At 37.5% G+C, this 19,227-nt stretch carries 15 protein-coding genes and 1 riboswitch; of the genes, 13 read left to right on the top strand and 2 right to left on the bottom strand.

Going from position 1 to position 19,227, the window contains the following annotated elements:
* Positions 1-207 precede the first annotated feature (207 nt).
* From V179_RS31410 to V179_RS26740, 10 genes are all read left to right on the top strand, one after another.
* Positions 208-423 carry a DUF5381 family protein gene (locus V179_RS31410; RefSeq protein ID WP_235178905.1) on the top strand — a complete coding sequence of 72 codons (216 nt, stop codon included), beginning with the start codon at positions 208-210 and terminating at the stop codon, positions 421-423.
* A gap of 123 nt (positions 424-546) precedes the next feature.
* Complete coding sequence (locus tag V179_RS0100215) at positions 547-753, top strand: hypothetical protein (RefSeq protein WP_028389732.1); 207 nt, start codon at positions 547-549, stop codon at positions 751-753.
* A 244-nt stretch (positions 754-997) separates the two neighbouring features.
* Positions 998-1,102, top strand: a riboswitch (SAM riboswitch).
* A gap of 97 nt (positions 1,103-1,199) precedes the next feature.
* Positions 1,200-1,700 (top strand): riboflavin kinase, encoded by a 501-nt coding sequence (locus V179_RS26730; RefSeq protein ID WP_235178907.1) that lies wholly within the window; start codon positions 1,200-1,202, stop codon positions 1,698-1,700.
* Positions 1,701-2,116: 416 nt separating this feature from the next.
* Positions 2,117-3,505: an LLM class flavin-dependent oxidoreductase gene (locus V179_RS0100225; RefSeq protein WP_028389733.1), complete on the top strand. Its 1,389-nt coding sequence runs from the start codon at positions 2,117-2,119 to the stop codon at positions 3,503-3,505.
* Positions 3,506-3,540: 35 nt separating this feature from the next.
* Positions 3,541-4,734: an acyl-CoA dehydrogenase family protein gene (locus V179_RS0100230; RefSeq protein WP_028389734.1), complete on the top strand. Its 1,194-nt coding sequence runs from the start codon at positions 3,541-3,543 to the stop codon at positions 4,732-4,734.
* A 143-nt stretch (positions 4,735-4,877) separates the two neighbouring features.
* Entirely contained in the window at positions 4,878-6,473 is a 1,596-nt protein-coding gene (locus tag V179_RS0100235) for an ABC transporter substrate-binding protein (protein ID WP_028389735.1), read from the top strand.
* Positions 6,474-6,498: 25 nt separating this feature from the next.
* Positions 6,499-7,446, top strand: coding sequence for an ABC transporter permease (locus V179_RS0100240; protein ID WP_028389736.1), 948 nt, complete (start codon positions 6,499-6,501; stop codon positions 7,444-7,446).
* A gap of 17 nt (positions 7,447-7,463) precedes the next feature.
* On the top strand, positions 7,464-8,369 hold the full coding sequence (locus V179_RS0100245) for an ABC transporter permease (protein ID WP_084552149.1): 906 nt from the start codon (positions 7,464-7,466) through the stop codon (positions 8,367-8,369).
* Between the two features lie 14 nt (positions 8,370-8,383).
* Positions 8,384-9,376, top strand: coding sequence for an ABC transporter ATP-binding protein (locus V179_RS26735; RefSeq protein WP_034300133.1), 993 nt, complete (start codon positions 8,384-8,386; stop codon positions 9,374-9,376).
* Positions 9,360-10,154 carry an ATP-binding cassette domain-containing protein gene (locus V179_RS26740; protein WP_051404773.1) on the top strand — a complete coding sequence of 265 codons (795 nt, stop codon included), beginning with the start codon at positions 9,360-9,362 and terminating at the stop codon, positions 10,152-10,154. The genes V179_RS26735 and V179_RS26740 overlap by 17 nt, the downstream gene beginning before the upstream one ends.
* Before the next feature lie 131 nt (positions 10,155-10,285).
* Here the strand turns inward: V179_RS26740 and dagF are convergent, their stop codons facing one another.
* Together dagF and V179_RS0100265 are read right to left on the bottom strand one after the other, a co-directional pair.
* Positions 10,286-11,041 (bottom strand): 2-dehydro-3-deoxy-phosphogluconate aldolase, encoded by a 756-nt coding sequence (gene dagF, locus V179_RS0100260; RefSeq protein ID WP_028389738.1) that lies wholly within the window; start codon positions 11,039-11,041, stop codon positions 10,286-10,288.
* Positions 11,034-12,149, bottom strand: a complete 1,116-nt coding sequence (locus V179_RS0100265) for a DgaE family pyridoxal phosphate-dependent ammonia lyase (protein WP_028389739.1) — start codon at positions 12,147-12,149, stop codon at positions 11,034-11,036. The genes dagF and V179_RS0100265 overlap by 8 nt, the downstream gene beginning before the upstream one ends.
* 523 nt (positions 12,150-12,672) lie before the next feature.
* Between V179_RS0100265 and V179_RS26745 the strand changes: the two genes are divergently transcribed.
* The 3 genes from V179_RS26745 to galT all read left to right on the top strand — a co-directional run bounded on the left by V179_RS26745 (position 12,673) and on the right by galT (position 19,196).
* Complete coding sequence (locus tag V179_RS26745; RefSeq protein WP_034300135.1) at positions 12,673-13,677, top strand: LacI family DNA-binding transcriptional regulator; 1,005 nt, start codon at positions 12,673-12,675, stop codon at positions 13,675-13,677.
* Positions 13,678-14,136: 459 nt separating this feature from the next.
* The gene (locus V179_RS26750; protein ID WP_051404774.1) at positions 14,137-17,310 is read left to right on the top strand and encodes a glycoside hydrolase family 2 TIM barrel-domain containing protein; all 3,174 of its coding nucleotides are present in this window, start codon (positions 14,137-14,139) and stop codon (positions 17,308-17,310) included.
* A 386-nt stretch (positions 17,311-17,696) separates the two neighbouring features.
* Positions 17,697-19,196 (top strand): UDP-glucose--hexose-1-phosphate uridylyltransferase, encoded by a 1,500-nt coding sequence (gene galT / locus V179_RS0100280; RefSeq protein ID WP_028389740.1) that lies wholly within the window; start codon positions 17,697-17,699, stop codon positions 19,194-19,196.
* The last annotated feature ends 31 nt before the right edge of the window (positions 19,197-19,227 follow it).

The following is a 19,227-nucleotide window of genomic DNA, read 5'->3' on the forward strand; positions in this document are numbered from 1 at the left end:
CTATGTAGGAGGATTAATAAGCTGTTCGGTATTAATAATTGAGGGATTTAAGTTCTATTCGAATTATTCGTTAATCTATATCTTTGGAGGCGTTATGCTAACTCCTATTTTCCTGTATTTGGTCCTCTAGATACTGCCTGGTTTTAATCCAGGTAAAGTTCTATTAACGATATTCGTAATATTGATTTGCTGAGAAATCAATTCAATTTGATAAATTATGTTGTTATCGAAACTTATGATGATAAAAAAGTAAGGATTCCAACTTATAATTTACTTGATGATTTTGATTATCAAGTAATGGTTGATCAATTTATATTTCCATATATGACAGAAAACGCGAGAAAAGTTTGGGATCGTAAAGTGGATTTAAATGTATTGTTGAAGGAAGTAAGATATGAACGGCAGGAGCGGAAGATTGATTAGAGCTTTATGATTGTTGCAGAACTAACCTCCAAACTCCGTATAGTGGCCTTTTCTCTTTATGTTTCGGATTAAAAAGAACTTTTGAGGAGAAATTAAGGGAAACGGAATGGAGGTTTCTTTATAATGGAAAACAACAATCATCAAGATACATTTACGGTGGCGGGAACAAACATTGATGCAGTTAAAAGAAAAAATGAACGTTCAGGTATGTCTTATAATGAGGTGAAAGAATTGCTAGCTAAAACCACGGGTGGACATGGTACAGAAATTTATAGTGACACCAATATTGAGGAAGTTAAGAGGGAAATCACAATTCATGAAAAAAAATAAAGAATACCCTAAGGCAGCTTTCTTAAAGAACTCCTGCCAGACATATTCCTTAAAGAATTCGCTCTGTTAACATAGGAGTCTTAGTAATAACTTAATGGCAATCTTTTATCAACGTTAAACATGTATTGTGAAGTATCAGAAAAATCAGATAGTAAATACTTGACAAAAAATTGAACATTTTATATATTGAATGTAATAATTATTCTAAGTAATCCGATGTGATTTAAAATTTCATATATATAGAATCTTATCAAGAGAGATGGAGGAACTGGTCCAATGAAATCTCGGCAAAAGGCTCTTTATGAGTACTGTGCCAATTCCAGCGAACTAATGGTTCGAAAGATAAGAGGAGACAATGGTAGCTTGTTTGTGTACATTTCACTCTTCTTATCACTTTAATAAGAAGAGTTTTTTTGTATTTACAAAATATAAAAGGGGATGTGTAGATGATGAACAATCAGGATGCACCATTCGAATTTGACACTATTTTACTTGGTGAAGGGAAGGAAGTTATTACTGAATCTCTTTTTGGGAGAGTGGTACATGGTAGGAAAATGGGACGGCAATTAGGTTTTCCTACAGCCAATGTAGATGCAGAAAATGTCTTGTTAGCGAATGGGGTATATGGCGTACAGGTAGTTGTAAAAGAAAAGCAATATCGAGGCGTTATGAATGTTGGTGTTAAACCAACATTTGGATCAACTTTGAAAAAAACATTTGAGGTTCATCTTCTCGACTTCTCCGATGACCTATATGGAGAGTTCATAGAGTGTCAACTTCTTTTTAAAGTCAGGGAGGAGCAAAAGTTTGCTTCAATTGATTTATTAAAAATACAAATTACGGAGGACATCAATCGTGCAATCGAAGAATTTAAACAATTTGAGGATTTTTATAAAGACGGAGAAAGGAAAACCCTTAGGAAAAAGCAAATATCTGAATCTGCCTGATTTACAATTCTTTAATTGGTGCCATTTACAGTATGGGTTAAACAAAGGAATTTATAATACAATTGATAACTGGTTTTACGAGTATGGCATAGTCAATATTCTCTCACGCAGAATTTATCTATTGTCCTTTTTAGAGTTTGCCAAAGAAGTAGAATCGGAGCTGAAGCGAGATAAAGTAATCCGATTTGGAAGTGGCGGGCTTGTCAAAAAACTGCATGAATTCTTGGACGTTTATAAAATGGAATCTAAAGATCGACTTTAACAATATAGTTGTCGTAACAAAATATGTATAACAATAGGAAATGTATTTAGCAAAGGGGCTAAATACTTACCTAAAACCAACTAAACAAATATGTTTAATTATAATTGAAACTAGTAAAGCGAAGAAGTCAAAAAGCGAATGGGGAGAGAGGAAAGTGGCTAAAAAGAGAATTTATCTAAATGCGTTTGATATGAATTGTGTGGCACATATGTCCCCTGGGCTGTGGGCACATCCAGAGGATCAATCACATCAATATAACAATATAGAGTATTGGGTAGAACTCGCGAAATTATTGGAAAGAGGACGATTTGATGGTTTGTTTATTGCGGATGTAATTGGCATTTATGATGTGTTTGGAGGAGATAAGACTGCTACAGTCCGCCAAGCAACACAAGTACCTGTCAATGATCCGATGATGCTTGTTTCAGCAATGGCTCGTGCGACGAAACACTTAGGCTTTGGGATAACCTGTTCGACAACTTTCGAACACCCCTATACATTTGCTCGAAGAATGTCAACATTGGATCATTTAACAAACGGCCGAATCGGTTGGAATATAGTGACTTCCTATTTAGAAAGCGGCACTAAAAATATCGAGATCGGCGATAAGTTTCAACATGGGGAACGCTACAATATCGCGGAGGAATATTTAGAAGTTTGCTATAAGCTGTGGGAAGGAAGCTGGGAAAATGATGCGGTTGTAAAAGATAAAGAGAGTAGGGTTTTTACTGATCCGACAAAAGTGCATGAAATCAATCATCATGGCAAATATTTTGATGTGCCAGGCATTCATTTATGCGAGCCTTCACCACAAAGAACCCCTGTTTTGTATCAAGCAGGAGGTTCAGCGAGGGGGCGTCAGTTTGCAAGTAAACATGCGGAATGTACATTTATTTCTTCACCAACAAAAGAAGCAACAGCTGCATATGTAAAATCTTTGCGAGATCTAGTGGCTCTAGAAGGACGAGATCCAAAAAGTGTAAAAATATTCACCTTAATGACCCCTATTGTTGGTCAAACGGAGGAGGAGGCTTGGGCCAAATATGAGGAGTTAGTAAGCTATATCAATCTTGAAGGTGCCTTAGCTTTATTAAGCGGTTGGACCGGTATTGACTTCTCAAAATATGATTTAGATCAAGAGATCAAATATATGGAAACAAATGCTATGCAATCAGCTGTCGAGGTTATTACGAAATCGAGCCCAAATAAACAGTGGACAGTACGTGAATTGGCACAATTCTCTGGAATTGGTGCGATAGGTCCTGTCGTAGTAGGAACACCTGAACAAATTGCAGATACCTTTGAAGAATGGGTAGCTGAGACGGATATCGATGGATTTAACCTAGCCTATGCCATAACGCCTGGCACATTTAAGGATGTTGTAGATCTTGTTATTCCTGAACTACAAAGACGTGGGATTTTTAAAACGGAATATGAAGAAGGTACGTATCGAGAAAAGATTTTTGGCAAAGGTCAGGCGAAATTACCTGAAAATCATATTGGATCTAGTTACCGAAACATTCATTTATTAGAGCGCGTCTGACATGGTGAATAATTGAAAACAAAGGAGAGAGACAAATGACTGTAGTGATAGATCAAGTAAAAAATTATGTCGAGATAGCGGCTGGGCTTGCAGCTGAGTTTGCTGTTGATATTAAAGAGCGTGATAAAAAAGGCGGGGTTCCTAAAGCTCAAAAGGATGCATTAAGAAAGAGTGGGTTATTACAACTTCTAATTCCGAAAGAGTATGGTGGCCATGGGGAATCTTGGGTGACTGTAAGTCAAGTAATTCGGGAACTGGCAAAGGTGGATGGTTCAGTTGCCCATATATTTGGCTATCATACATTTTTTGTAGCTGATTTCTTTTTGATTGCCTCAGAGGAACAAAGAGCTTATTACCTAAAAAAAACAGTGGAAGAAAATTTATTTTGGGGCAATGCGTCGAATCCGTTAGATCGTAGTTTATTCGCTACGGATGAAGGAGATCAATTAATTTTAAATGGTAAAAAATCATTTAGTTCAGGCTCCCCAGACTCCGATTATTTGTTAATTTCATGGGAGGAAAAAGGAAATCCAACATTATTTATCGGGGCTATTCCGACGAATCGCGCTGGGGTGACTGTTCTAGATGATTGGGATGGAATCGGTCAAAGACAAACAGGGAGTGGGACGGTTACTTTCGAAAATGTAATGGTTGAGAAAAGTGAGGTTTTCCCTGAGGGATATTCAGATAATGGCTCAGGAACATCTGCATTTTCCACACTCGGAGCCACTATTTCTCAAACTGTGCTGTTGAATGTCTTCGTTGGGATTGCACAAGGAGCCTTAGAAGAAGCTAGGCAGTATACGCTAACCCAATCCAAACCTTGGTATACATCAGGCTATCAAAAAGCAATAGAAGATCCATCGATTCAAAATAAATATGGACATTACTGGATTAATCTTCAATCAGCGATTGGCTTAGCAGATCGAGCGGCTGAAAAATTCTCCCAAGCATGGGAAAAAGGTTTAAGCTTATCAGCAGAAGAACGGGGTGAAACAGCTGTACTTGTTGCAGCTGCGAATGTATTGGCTGGTGAGGTAGCACTTGAGATTACCAATGGTATTTTTGAAGTGATGGGTGCTCGTTCAGCCACTAGGAAAAATGGCTTCGATCGTTACTGGAGAGATGTACGTACACATACGTTACATAATCCTGCTGAATACAAACGACATACAGTTGGAAAATGGTTCTTGAAGGGAGAATACCCAGCACCAGGGGCCTATGCATAATTCTAATAAATCTAATCGTGTTAAGTAAAGGATGTAGCAATTGTGTTCTGTATTAAAACAAGGTTTAGTTCGATAATCTTGTTTTTGTTTTGCGCTTTTACTCTATTTAACTTGAAAAATATAGTGATTTTAAGGAGGAAACTATGAATAAGAGTCGATTATATATCAGTCTAAGTCTACTGCTTCTTTTCGCAACGATCTTATCAGGTTGTTCGGAAAATACAGCTAATACTAGTTCAAACAATCAGGGGAATGAGGGGGGAACATTAATTGTTGGCCTTGGATCAGATGTTGATGTTCTTGACCCGACAAGAGAAGGGGGATGGGAAACATTTCGCGTGAACCGGCAAATTCATGAATCACTAGTAACGGAGGATTTATCTAAATCGTCTGTTGATGCAAAGGTACCCGCTCTTAAGCCACAATTAGCCAAATCATGGGATATATCTGAAGATGGTTTAACGTATACGTTTCATCTAAGAGAAGGTGTGAAATTTCACGACGGTACAGTTTTTAATGCAGAAGCAGTTGAGTTTAATATCCGTCGCTCATGGGATCAACAATTTGAATATTATGATCAGATTAGCGCCTCTAAAATGGCACTGACTTATCAATCTTTGAAGGATATTAACATCGTTGATGAATATACGATCCAACTCATATTAAAAGAACCTTTCTCTCCTTTATTAAGAATGCTCGCTCAAGGTAGTTGGGGAACTGGATTGATTCTTAGCCCGACAGCATTAAAAAGATGGGGAAATGATGGGTATGGAGAGCATCCTACTGGAACAGGTCCATTTAAGTTTGTCGAGAGAATTCGCGGGGAAAAAATTGAAATCGCTCGATTTAATGATTATTGGGGAGATAAAGCCCATGTTGATAAAGTCATTTTCCGACCGATCCCTGATGCAGTTGCTAGAGTGACAGCGTTAGAAACAGGTGAAGTAGATATTATTTCATCGCCCTTCCCGGACAGTGTTGCTCAGTTAAAAGAAAAAGGGTTTAACATTGGAGAAGGAGATATTCCTGAAGTATTTTATTTCTCTTTCAATTTTAATAATCCGTATTTTAAAGATCAAAAAATTCGTCAAGCATTCATCCATGCGATTGATCGGGTAGGGCTAACGAAAAATTTATTGAAAGATACAGCTTCCCCTGCGTACGGTATTCAATCACCTGGTAATGAAGCCTATGATCCAGCATTTCAGGATTATACGTATGATCCAAACGAGGCAAAAGCATTATTGAAAGAAGCTGGTTACCCAGATGGATTTACTACCACATTACAGACTTACGCTGGAACAGAAGCAGTTGCTGAATGGGTACAAAGAGATTTAGCAAAGGTAGGGATTAAATTAAATATTGAAACGTATGAATGGAATTCCTATTTATCTGAATGGGGAGCCGGAATGAAAGAAGAAGTCGGCTTAAACAGTATGTCTTGGGGATTTGTTACACCATATTGGTTGTATATTGTGGCGCACTCTGAGAGTGGGTCTAATGTAGGAAAATATCATAATCCGTCATTTGATGAGGCGGTTAATAGTGGGATTCATGAAGTGAATCCGGAAAAGGCGATTGAATATTGGAAAAAAGCGAATGAAATTGTTTCGGAAAATGCTGCTGTTGTTCCACTTTCCAATAATCGAACACCATACGCATTTGGCAAAAATGTAGAAGGTTTTGTAGTACCTGCTCAAGATTGGTATGACTTACATACAGTCTGGCTCAAGAAGTAAACAGTGAGAGGAGGGGAGCCATCCTATGTTGATGTATATTGTTAAACGGATCTTTTCCGTGATCCCTGTCTTATTAAGTGTTACTTTCTTTGTCTTTCTTATTGTCTATCTAATACCTGGAAATCCAGCGATCAACATATTGGGGCAAACGGCGACACCAGAAAGTATCGCAGCTTTAAACAAAGAATTAGGATTAGATCAACCATTTTGGAAGCAGTATACAGTTTGGCTCGGTCAGTTATTGGAAGGTGATTTAGGACAGTCGATCGTCATGTACGTTCCTGTTTCTGAAGTATTACTAATAAAATTAAAAAATACTTTGATATTAACGATTTTCAGTTTAATCATTAGCGTAGTTATTGGGATTACGCTCGGTACTCTCTCAGGTTTAAAGCCTTCATCTTGGTTTGATAAAACGAGTATGTTTTTTGCACAAGTTGGCGCCAATATTCCAGGATTTTTTCTCGGGATTGTTCTCATGTGGTTCTTCTCGTTAAAGTTAGGGTGGCTTCCTTCTTCAGGTATGTACGATTTACGAAATGAGGGCAGTTTGACAAGTTTACTTGAACACACATTATTACCGGCTTTCGCAGCCGCTACGGCATCACTTTCTGTTATAGCTAGGTTGACTCGCTCAAGTGTTATCGATGTTATGAATGCGGATTATATGAATACATTTCGCTCATATGGCATCCCTAAAAGATTAATTATTAAGCGACATTTGTTTCGCAACATTTTATCACCTGTGATTAATATTACAGGGCTGCAAGTTGGTTATTTAATTGGAGGTGTCTTATTCGTTGAAACAGTATTTGCTTGGCCAGGCATCGGAACACAACTTTATAACTCGATAACGGCTCAAGATATCCCAATGATCCAAGCGGGTGTTCTCTTTGTAGCTACTTGTTTTGTAATTGTAAATTTATTAACCGATATTATCGTTATGTTATTAAATCCTCGTCTAAGAGGCTAGAGAGGTGAATACTTCGTATGAGAAAAGCTAGTGGTTTTAGTCAATCTGGATTGCCGTTCCTTTCTAAGAGGACAACAATCGTTGATCTTTTACAACGCCTTTGGATATTTGTCTCTAAAGATAAACTCTTTTTCGTTGGAGGATTGATTGTCATAATGACGGTTGTATTCGCACTTTTTGCACCGTGGATATCTCCCTATGATCCTAATGTTGGAAATGGGGAATTGCGTCTTGCTCCTCCTGGGACGGCTGGTCACCCTTTAGGTGTAGATGATCAAGGCAGAGATATTTTAAGTCGACTTATATGGGGTGGAAGGATCTCATTGTGGACTACACTTATTCCAATATGTATCGCATTTATCGTTAGCGTTGTCTTAGGGTTAACTGCGGGATTTATGCAAGGAAGAACTGGCGGATTTATTATGCGAATTTTAGATGTATTATTAGCATTTCCAACTATTTTATTTGCGATTTCCATTGCGGCTGTACTAGGTTCAGGGATGTATACGATCATGGCTACTATTGCAATTGCCAATATTCCTTATATGACTAGAGTGCTATATGCTGCAGTTGTTGCTGAAACGGGAAAAGAATATATAGATGCTGCTCGGATACTAGGTGCATCTCGTTTTACTATTCTTTTCAAAGAATTACTGCCGAATGTGATTTCTCCTTTAATTGTTTATTCAACTTCGTTAATTGGTGTCATGATTGTATTTTCATCCGGACTTAGTTTTCTTGGACTCGGGATTCAGCCGCCTGATGCAGATTGGGGGAAAATGACTGCAGATGGAATGCAAGCCTTAACAAGAGGAGCCCTCCATTCGGCGACGATTCCTGGTTTTGTGATCCTAATTGTCTCACTTGGTTTCAATTGGCTAGGGGATGGATTAAGAGACTTGCTTGATCCACATAAAAGATAAAGGGGGGAGATTCTTTGCCATTATTAGAAGTTCGTAATCTTCATACAGAAATCACAACGCCAAGGGGTATGGTCAAGGCCATTAATGGAGTGGATTTTCAATTAGAATCTGGAGAAATACTAGCACTAGTTGGTGAGTCTGGATCTGGGAAAAGTATGACGGCGATGTCAATCATGGGATTATTGCCTAAAAAAATCGCTAGAATAACCGAAGGAAGCATTCGATTGAATGAAAGGGAGATAACGAAACTAACTGAAAAAGATTATAATCTGATTCGTGGTCAAGAAATGGCGATGATCTTTCAAAATCCGTTAACTGCTTTAGACCCAACCTATAAAATAGGTCAACAACTTTCTAAAACGATTGCTTATAGAAAGAACATCAAGCCAAAAGAGGCAAAAAGAGAAGCTAGTTATTGGTTAGAAAAGGTCGGTATTTCGGATGTTGATCGGGTGATGAATGCGTATCCCCATGCATTAAGTGGTGGGATGAGACAGCGTGTTGTCATTGCCATGGCGATTAGCTGTCAGCCGAAAATCTTAATTGCTGATGAACCGACAACAGCTCTTGATGCAACAATTCAAAAGCAAATCTTAACATTATTAAAAAAAATTAATCAGGAATTAAATATATCCATCATTATAATCACTCATGATTTTGGAGTTGTTGCCAATCTTAGCGACAAAGTGGCTGTGATGTACGCAGGGAAAATTATTGAATATGGTGAAACTCGTTCAATTTTCTCAGCGCCAAGGCATCCATATACACAAGGGTTAATAAAGGCCGTTCCGGAAATTGGCATGAAAAAATTGCATCATCGTTTAGTTCAGATTGATGGAAGCCCGCCTGACTTATTAACATTACCAAATAGCTGTAGTTTTGCACCGCGATGTAGAGAAGCTACTAGTCGTTGTTTTACTCAGGTTCCAAATCAAGTAGCTTTTGGGAACGAGCATTTTGCGGTTTGTTTCAATAGGGAGGTTGAGCGACGTGACCATACTGGTTGAAACGAAAAAAGTAAGCAAATTATACCCTGGAGCAAAGAAGCATTTTGGAATGAAACACGAATCACTCACCGCTGTAGATCAAGTTGATTTAACGATTAAGCAAGGAGAAATCGTCGGTTTAATTGGTGAATCTGGTTCTGGTAAATCTACTTTAGGGCGATTAATAGCTAGATTAATTGAACCGAGTGTGGGCAGTGTGTTTTTTGATGGAAAAGAGATTACAAATCTTTCACATAAAGAGCTGCTTCCTTATTATCGAAATATGCAAATGATTTTTCAAGATAGCAAATCATCGTTAAACCCAAGAAAGCCGATTGGTGAACAAATTGTTCAACCGATGCTACGACTTGGCGTTAGCGATAACCGATTAGCTGCTGAGTTAGCCGTATACAACTTACTCGAGAAAGTAGGCATGAAGAAAGATCATTTTTCTAGATATCCACATGAATTTTCCGGTGGTCAGTGTCAACGTATAGGCATCGCTCGAGCTTTAGCTGTGAACCCGAAATTTCTTATTTTAGATGAACCAACATCTGCTTTAGATGTGTCCATTCAAGCGCAGATTTTAAATTTACTGCTAGATTTAAGAGAGGAGTTCAATTTAACTTACTTATTTATTGGTCATAATCTAGCGATTGTTGAATTTTTCTGTGATCGAGTCATTGTTTTAGAGAACGGCCGAATTATTGAATCATTACAATCAGATGAACTGCATGCAAAGTCCGTTCATCCATCTACCCGAAACTTAATAGATTCTGTATTATCTGTGAGAGTTTAAGATGGGGCTAGGTCGATAAAATCGACTATAGTTAGTTGGTTGTTTAACGAATGAAGAAAAGGCTGTCCATGTCGGGCAGCCCAGTTGATTTTGTCATAGCTCGTGTTACGAGTCATCACGACTCCAAAGACTTAGCCATGTTTTTGAACCAATTTTTTTGTAATGGCTAGTAGTGTTCGCACATCTTCTACATTTGTCCTACCAGTCTCTTTATTTATGATGGAAGAGTAAACATGTGGAATGATTTTTGGCACATTTGCTTCTAGGGCAATATCTACTATCTTTTCGAAATTGTCTAAATCAATTCCACCAGTCGGTTCTAATGCGAAGCCTTCTTCACCACAAGCTTTGACGACTGCGCGGTACTCATCTTCACATGCTAACCCTTTCATCGGATAGTATTTCAGTGCATTTCCGCCCATATCTCGAACTAGAGCAATCGCTGCTTTGATAGGAACGATGGCTAAATCATCGGCTTTAGCACTGTTAGGACCGGTTGATATATTCACATAACCGACTTGACCAGTTGGCGATACCAGTGCATTGATCCAACTTTCCTTTTCTGCTAAATTAGCCCGTGTAGCTGCTACCGCAGGAAATACTTGATTAATATGACTACCGGGATAATGTTTAGCAATCTCGGAAACGATTGCTGCCTGGCGATTGTCTCCAGCACCTAAGCCAATTGAAACGGCCTCATCAATTTCTTTTCCATATGCTTTCATGTCTGCTACTGCTGATTCAACGGTAGGGTAGTTTTTTGATAGAATCCCAACTAATACGTGACCTTCTGCTGCCTCAAAAACTTCTACGGCGTTATCAATATGATTAGCTAGTACATTTAAAGCTATTCGATTTTGGTAAAAGCGTTTGTTCATATTAGACATTGTCCACTCCTCCTAAAATGGTTCGCAAACGATCTTCAATCACGTATATATCATCACCTTGTAAAGGGCGTGGATCGATATCAAAAAAGCCTTGGCGAACGCCGTAATCACGAGTATAAATCGCGATTAATTCACCATTCTTAAGCTGATCATTTACTTCTCTTGCTGTTATATACGTAAGTTCTGGATCAATCATGATTCGAGCTCTATAGATGGAACGACCAGCCTCATCTTGTACAATGGATACGTGTACACCATCGATAGATTCTAATGTTGTGAGAACTTGTAAACTTTCCTTTTCTTTTTTACTATTATCGGTTTTATTAAAATACTCATCCATTGCCTGTAATAAGCCAAATGTTGTTTCTTTGCCCACTTTCATACTTCTGCCGATGCCATGTAATTGAACTTTAAGCCATTCGATATATTTCTGTTTACCACAAACGATTCCAGAGCTTGGTCCTTCAATTGCCTTTGAACCACTATAAATAGCTAAATCAGATACTTGTACATACTTTTGCAAATCTTCTTCTGCAGCAGCATCGATGATGAATGGAATATGATTCGCTTTGGCAATTTCCCAAGCTTCTTCAACGGAAATCATATTTTTTTGTACGGCATGATGCGATTGAACATATAAGATGGCTGCGGTATTTTCGTTAATAGCGTCTGAAATATGCTCTGCCCTGCCTTCATTTGCATAACCAACTTCAACTACTTTTCCACCGCCGAGATAGACCATCGTTTCAATCGGTGCCCCGTACTGTACATTATGGCCTTTCAACATAATAATTTCATTTTTGGGAATGGATATTTGATGCAGTTTTTCGCTTTTTCGTTGGCTACCTTCTGTTACAATGGCTGCTATGGAAAGAGCAATACCACTGGATGCAGAGTTAACAACAATCGCTGCATCAGATTGTAGTAATCGAGCGATATGTTGACCAGCTTTGTCGACGAGATCAGCTATTTCAACATAATTTTGCCCGCCTACCTTCATTGCGTTCATGACAGAATCTGTTGGGGCAGAAACTCCTAATATACTCATTCTTCCACTTGCATTGATCACTCTTTTTAAACCGTATTTGGCATTTAATGAATTCTCCATGTACGACGGCTCCTTTTATCACAATGTTTTGTTCACTGTTTTTTTACATCTTCAGAATCTATTAAAACTACGGGATTATTCTAAAACTGTGAATCATTTGAGAAGAACTATGGCACCTATTTGATTCCAAAATCGGGTTTATTGAGCCACTTGGCTTGAGGAACAGAACAGCATCAATGAATACTTTTAGTGAATACCCGAGATATAGAATCTACTATAAACAGGGTGCTTTGGTCATGCCTACCTGTTAATAGAAGAGCTTTGGTGCTTTTAAAGATTTATGTAGTTGGTAATAAATCACTGAAATTTCTTTCTAATTAAAATTGAGAGTAGCATATGAATTAATATTGGTCAATTTAACGTTATGATGTTTAAAATAGTACAACAGAAGTCTAATTCTACTTTGTAAATGCTATTTTTTTATTATTATGACCAAAAAAGAGGTTACAGCCACTTTTTTGTGGTTTAATCATAGTAATTCATAAAGAATATAGAGGGTAAAAAGTGTTAGAAAGGAGAACGAATGGTTACAAGGAGAGAGGTTGCACAAAAAGCGGGTGTTTCACCATCAACCGTATCACGCGTCATTAATAATAATGGATATGTTGCAATAGAAGCTAGAGAACGAGTGGAAGCTGCCATTGCTGAATTGAATTATATACCTAATCGAGCAGCACAAAATTTACGGATGAAGTCTTATAAACAAATAGCTTGTATAACACCATCTATTACGAATTCCTTTTTTACGGAAATGTTTGTTGGGATAGAAGAAATGGCATTAGAAAGAGGATATTCTTTATCGTTATATAATATTACAAAAGAGAAAAAGAACTATTTGAAACAAGTATTGGAGGGGCCTTATGATGGCATGATTTTACTTGCTTCGTATGAAATTAGTGCAATAATGGATTTTGATAAAAATGAGCTGCATATGCCACTATCACTATATTTGGACCGTGTACTAGAAACAGACATTCCTCATGTTTTTATAGATTTGAATAAAGTGATGAAGCAATCTGTCGAGCATTTAATTCAACGCGGTCATAAAGAAATCATTTTTTTAGGGCATTATTTCGATAATGATATAGAGAATGCTAGATACGAAGGATATGAGAGTGCAATGAAAGCACATCATTTACCAATTAAGGACTATTATAAGAAATATATCGAAATGTATGATGACAAATTGACTACGGGGTATGCGGCGATCAAGTCGCTATTAGAAAATGGTCAATCATTTACAGCCGTTGCAGCATCGAATGATTTGTTAGCAGCGGGTGCGATGAGGGCCATCATTGAAAGTGGAAAAAAAGTGCCTGATGATATATCCGTTATCGGTGTTGATAATATTGAACTAGCGAATATCGTCACCCCAACATTAACAACGATGAATATCCCAAAAAGGGAAATCGGCAGAATACTAGTTGAACAATTATTAGATCAACTTCTCAATGAAAAGAAGGTTAAATCAATCATAGAAGCTGATGTTACTTTAATAGAAAGAGAGTCTGTTAAAAACATTAAATAATTGACAACGTTTTCATTAGGGTTTATATTTTGAATATTACTACTAAAGATTTCTAATTGAACATATCTAACCTGATATTGTTCAAAAGAATTCTTTTTATGACCAATGTGGTCACGTAACCACAACGCTTAAAAAGCTAGTTTGTTCAACTCTGTTTTACAGTCAAAAATTAATGATGTAGGAAGTATCGTAACAGTAATTATTTTGTTTTTTTGTATGCGGACATGGGGCGGGGCTTCACAACTTCATAATATAGTCAATTTTCTTATCAAGCATACCTATATTATTGAGAAATAGTTCTAAATTCGGCTTCGCAGTGCCGCCATTGTGATTAGGTGAGTGCAGTGTTGTACACGATTTAGCCTTCATAGCAAATGGTTGAGTTATAACGCCATATTCATTTTGTATATAAGGTAGATCAGTACAAGGATAATAAAAAATAGAAGGGATTTAATTGCTATGACATTACGAAATGATTGGGAAAACTTAGATATATTACAAAAGAATCGACTAAAATCAAGAGCGTATTTTTTCGGCTATAAAAACAAATCACTAGCTCTTTCGTATGATCGAGGAGAATCACTAGGATTTTTATTGTTAAATGGTGATTGGAAATTTCATTATGCCAATTCACCGATCGAATCTCCTAGTGATTTTTATGAAGAAGACTATTGTACAGAAAATTGGGAAACAATCCAAGTTCCTTCTCATTGGCAATTGAATGGGTATGGTAATCCTCATTACACAAATGTAAAGTACCCTTTTCCTGTAGAGCCACCATACATTCCGTCTGAAAATCCAACTGGCGCCTATATAAGAACGTTTACGCTATCGAAAGAAGCATTATCAGAAAAATTACATTTGATGTTTGAAGGTGTTGATAGTTCTTTCCATGTTTGGGTGAATGGGCATCCGGTTGGCTATAGTCAAGGAAGCAGACTGCCATCTGAGTTTGATATTACCGATGTTGTGAAAGAAGGAAAAAATAAAATCGCGGTCAAAGTCTATCAATGGGCGGAGTCTTCTTATATTGAAGATCAAGATATGTGGTGGCTAAGTGGTATTTTTAGAGATGTTTATATTGTCTCAAAACCTCATACTCATATCCAAGATGTCTTTATTAATAGTTATTTAGAAAACGATGTCAAATCTGGGCAATTAGACTATGAATTAGCAGTTCAAGGAGACTATCAAGGGCATCGAATCACTGTAGAAATATTAGAAAACGGTAGTTTAATAGCTGAACATGAACATACTATCGATTGTCAAGTAGTGACAGGCTCTATTCCAATTGAAAGCGTTAAACAATGGAATGCAGAAACACCGTATTTATATGATGTAGTAATTACATTATTGAATTCAAATAGTGAAGTCATTGAAGTGATTCCACAAAAATCTGGATTCAGAAATATTGAAATAAAAGGTGGACAATTATTAGTGAATGGCGTAGCTGTTATGTTTAAAGGTGTGAATCGACATGATGCCCATCCTGATTTTGGCCGCGCTGTTCCAGTTAGTTCGATGCTGGAAGATTTACTATTAATGAAGCAGCATAATATTAATGCGGTGCGAACAGCTCATTATCCGAATGATCCGCGTTTTTATGATCTGTGCGACAGACTGGGATTTTATGTAATTGATGAAACAGATCTTGAATGTCATGGACTAGTCATGGTTGGTCAACCACATCTACTCAGCGACGATCTAAATTGGCAAGCAGCATATGTTGATCGTATGGAAAGAATGGTTGAGCGGGATAAAAACCATCCGTCGATTATTATGTGGTCATTAGGGAACGAATCAGGATTTGGCCAAAACCATGTTGCCATGTATGAATGGGCCAAGAAAAGAGATCCGAGGAGATTGGTCCATTATGAAGGAGAGACGAGAGAAATCTTGTATGAAGATGATTTCGTACCAACGAAGGATCCGATTGCATCGGATGTTCACACGTCCATGTATACGTCCATTGATCAAATGAAAGCCATTGGTGGATTAACGAACTTACAGAAACCGCATATTTTATGTGAGTATGCCCATGCAATGGGAAATGGTCCAGGAGGACTGAAAGAATATTGGGAAACATTTTATACGTTTGATCGACTTCAAGGTGGCTTCGTTTGGGAATGGGTTGACCATGGTTTAAGGCAACATACGCAAGATGGTGAAGAATATTTTGCATATGGAGGCGACTTTGGTGAGAAAACACATGATGGTAATTTTGTCATTGATGGATTAGTACGACCTGATCGCACGCCTTCTCCAGCATTAGCCGAGTTGAAAAAAGTCATTGAACCAGTTGTCGTAACCGATTTTAATTTTGCTGAAAAGACGATTCTAGTTCAAAACCGCTTTGATTTTTCTGATTTATCTTCTCTACAATGTCAATGGGCGATAGAAGCTGATGGAAAGATTATCGGCAGTGGAATTGTGGACGTACCAGAGATTCCGCAAAATTCCGGGAGAGTGGTAGAGTTACCTATTCAAGTACCACATGTCGTGCGTGAAAATACGGATTATTGGTTGAATCTCGTTTGGACAACGAAAGAAACGACTGAATGGGCGGCTTCAGGTCATATTGTTGCCTGGTCACAACATGAACTTCCGATTTCTCAATATGTTTTTACTGAACAACGAGCTAATGGTCAATTACATGTAAAAGATGAGTTAGCTAAAATAATAATTGAAGGATCCAATTTCGAATTAACTTTTAATAAGCAAAACGGTCGCATAGAAGACTATTATTATAATGGTCAACTTATGCTCCATAAAGGACCAAGATTAAATTTCTGGAGAGCACCTATTGATAATGATATTTTAGGCTCTAATGAATTTTTGGCAAAGCCAGTCACTAAACAATGGAAAGAATATGGGATTGACGTCATGCAACATCGAATCAAACAAACGGTCATGACGGAGCAAGAAGATCTTCAAGTTGCTGTGATTTCATGTGAAGCAAGAGTAGCTCCGCCAGTTATTGCCTGGGGATTTGATGTATCGTATGAATATAAGGTTTATGCGGATGGAAGAGTGTTAGTTGATATTAAAGGTGTTACAACTGGAAATGGTCCAGAATCTCTGCCACGAGTTGGTGTAGAGATGATCGTAGAAAATAGCTTTGATGCTGTACAATGGTACGGATTAGGACCGAATGAAGCTTATGTAGATAGTCGATTAGCTGCCAAGATGGGGGTATGGTCATCAACAATTGATGGTTTGTATACGCCATATATTTTCCCACAAGAAAACGGCAACCGCCATCAAACGAAATGGGCAAGCTTATCAAAAGAGAATGGTGAAAGTATGCTCGTTAGTGGAAATTCTTTTGATTTCTCAGCAAGCTATTATACAGTTGAACAACTTGAAAAGGCCAAACACACATATGATCTTGTTACGCAACCATATATCACTTTACACATTGATAAACAACAATATGGCTTAGGATCAGCTAGTTGTGGTCAAGATGTTCAAGAACAATATCGACTAAAGAATGAAGATTTCCAATATTCATTTGTGATTCAGCCATATCATCAAAATGCAAACTCGCCAGTCGTATTAAGTAAAAAATTTCAAAACAAGAATGCGATTGATAATCCAGTAAAAGAGGGAAGCCAGGTTTTAAATCGCATCTAGGATAAAAAAATCCGTTTTATAATGTAGCTATATATAGTGGAAGGAAAGGAAACGAGCAATCAGTGGGGAGTAAAAATCCCACTGATTGAAATTTCACTTGATCTGATTATGTAAATTCTATACATTCGGTCTATCGTAGGTGAAAGCTGAAACTTTGTCTTGATTCTATTTGTCGAGAAAGAAATTTGAAAAATTTTAGAAGACCGAAAAAATGTTTTCTTTCATATTGGAATGACATCTTATTTAATACATATTGTAAAATTTTGAAATAAAGTATAAAATAATAAATACATACTTAATTAATTTAATTAAGTTATAAAACATATGAAGTGAATTCGATATCCTTTTAATATTCCACCCAAACTACTTAAATCGAGGTGTCATGTATGAAAGATATTTATCAACATATCCAAAATTTACTATACTATGGTCGTGAAAATGACTTGTTTAGGCAAGAAGATCTAATTTACGTGAGAAATCGTGTTCTGTCTCTTTTGGGGCTTGATGAATGGGAAGAGTGTCATCATACAGACCCTCTACCTTCTTTAGTAGAAATTTTGACGAATCTATTAGATTGGGCACATGATCAAGGCTTACTTACATCTAATACGGTTTCTGAACGGGATATTCTTGATACGGAAATTATGAACTGTCTGATGCCTCGGCCTTCTGAGGTAATTCGCCTATTTAAGAATCAATATGAGAATCATCCGGAACTAGCGACGAAATTCTTCTATAATATTTCTACTGCTTCAAACTATATACGTTTGGACCGGATAGCTAAAAATAAAGAGTGGCAAGTAACAACTCCTTACGGTGATATCGATATTACAATTAATTTATCTAAACCGGAAAAAGATCCGAAAGAAATTGCGGAAATGAGGGAAGCGCCTTCATCTTCCTATCCTACTTGTCTATTATGTATTGAAAATGAAGGGTATAAAGGTACACTTAGGCATCCTGCACGAGCGACGCATCGAACGATTCCGATTCGCTTACATGATGAGGAATGGAGATTTCAATACTCGCCATATGTATACTACAACGAACATAGTATTATTTTTCGAGAAGAGCATACACCGATGAAGATGTCTAGAGCAACGTTTGATCGTCTACTCGACTTTGTTGATCAATTTCCGCATTATTTCATTGGTTCCAATGCTGATTTGCCTATTGTTGGCGGTTCTATTCTATCGCATGATCATTTCCAAGGCGGCAAATACACATTTGCGGTCGAAAAGGCAGAAATGGTTGAAACGATCTCTCTCGATGCATATCCATCGACAAGGATTGGTATTGTGAATTGGCCAATGTCAGTTATCCGTATCCAAGGGGGTAAGGAAGATGTGGCAAATGTTGCTGAGCATATTTATGAAAGTTGGAAAAAGTATGTCGATCTTGAGGCAAATATTGTTGCATACACAGGAAACACTTTACACAACACTGTGACACCTATAGCACGTCGACGGGGCAATTTATATGAAATGGACATTGTCTTAAGGAATAATCGCACAACAGAGCAGCATCCAGACGGAATTTTCCATCCGCATCGTGATCTCCATCATATTAAAAAGGAGAATATTGGATTGATTGAAGTGATGGGACTTGCTGTGCTACCGGGGAGGCTTGCAACGGAATTAGAGCAAATCGCCGACTATCTTGTGAAGCCGATACAGAAGGAAAAGTGGAACAAAGAGTTGCTCAAACACTGGGAGTGGTATGAGGATATGTGTCAAAGATTAGATCGTATCACGAAAGAAAATGTAATGGTTATTCTAAAAGAAGAAGTGGGAATGAAATTTCAACGCGTTCTTGAAGATGCTGGCGTATTTAAAACCACGGAAGAAGGAAAACGAGCTTTTACTACATTTTTAAATTCACTGTAGATTATATATTTAAGAACTTCAGTTAGGCAAA

It is taken from the genome of Bacillus cihuensis (assembly GCF_000504145.1).
Classification (GTDB): Bacteria; Bacillota; Bacilli; order Bacillales; family DSM-1321; genus Peribacillus; species Peribacillus huizhouensis.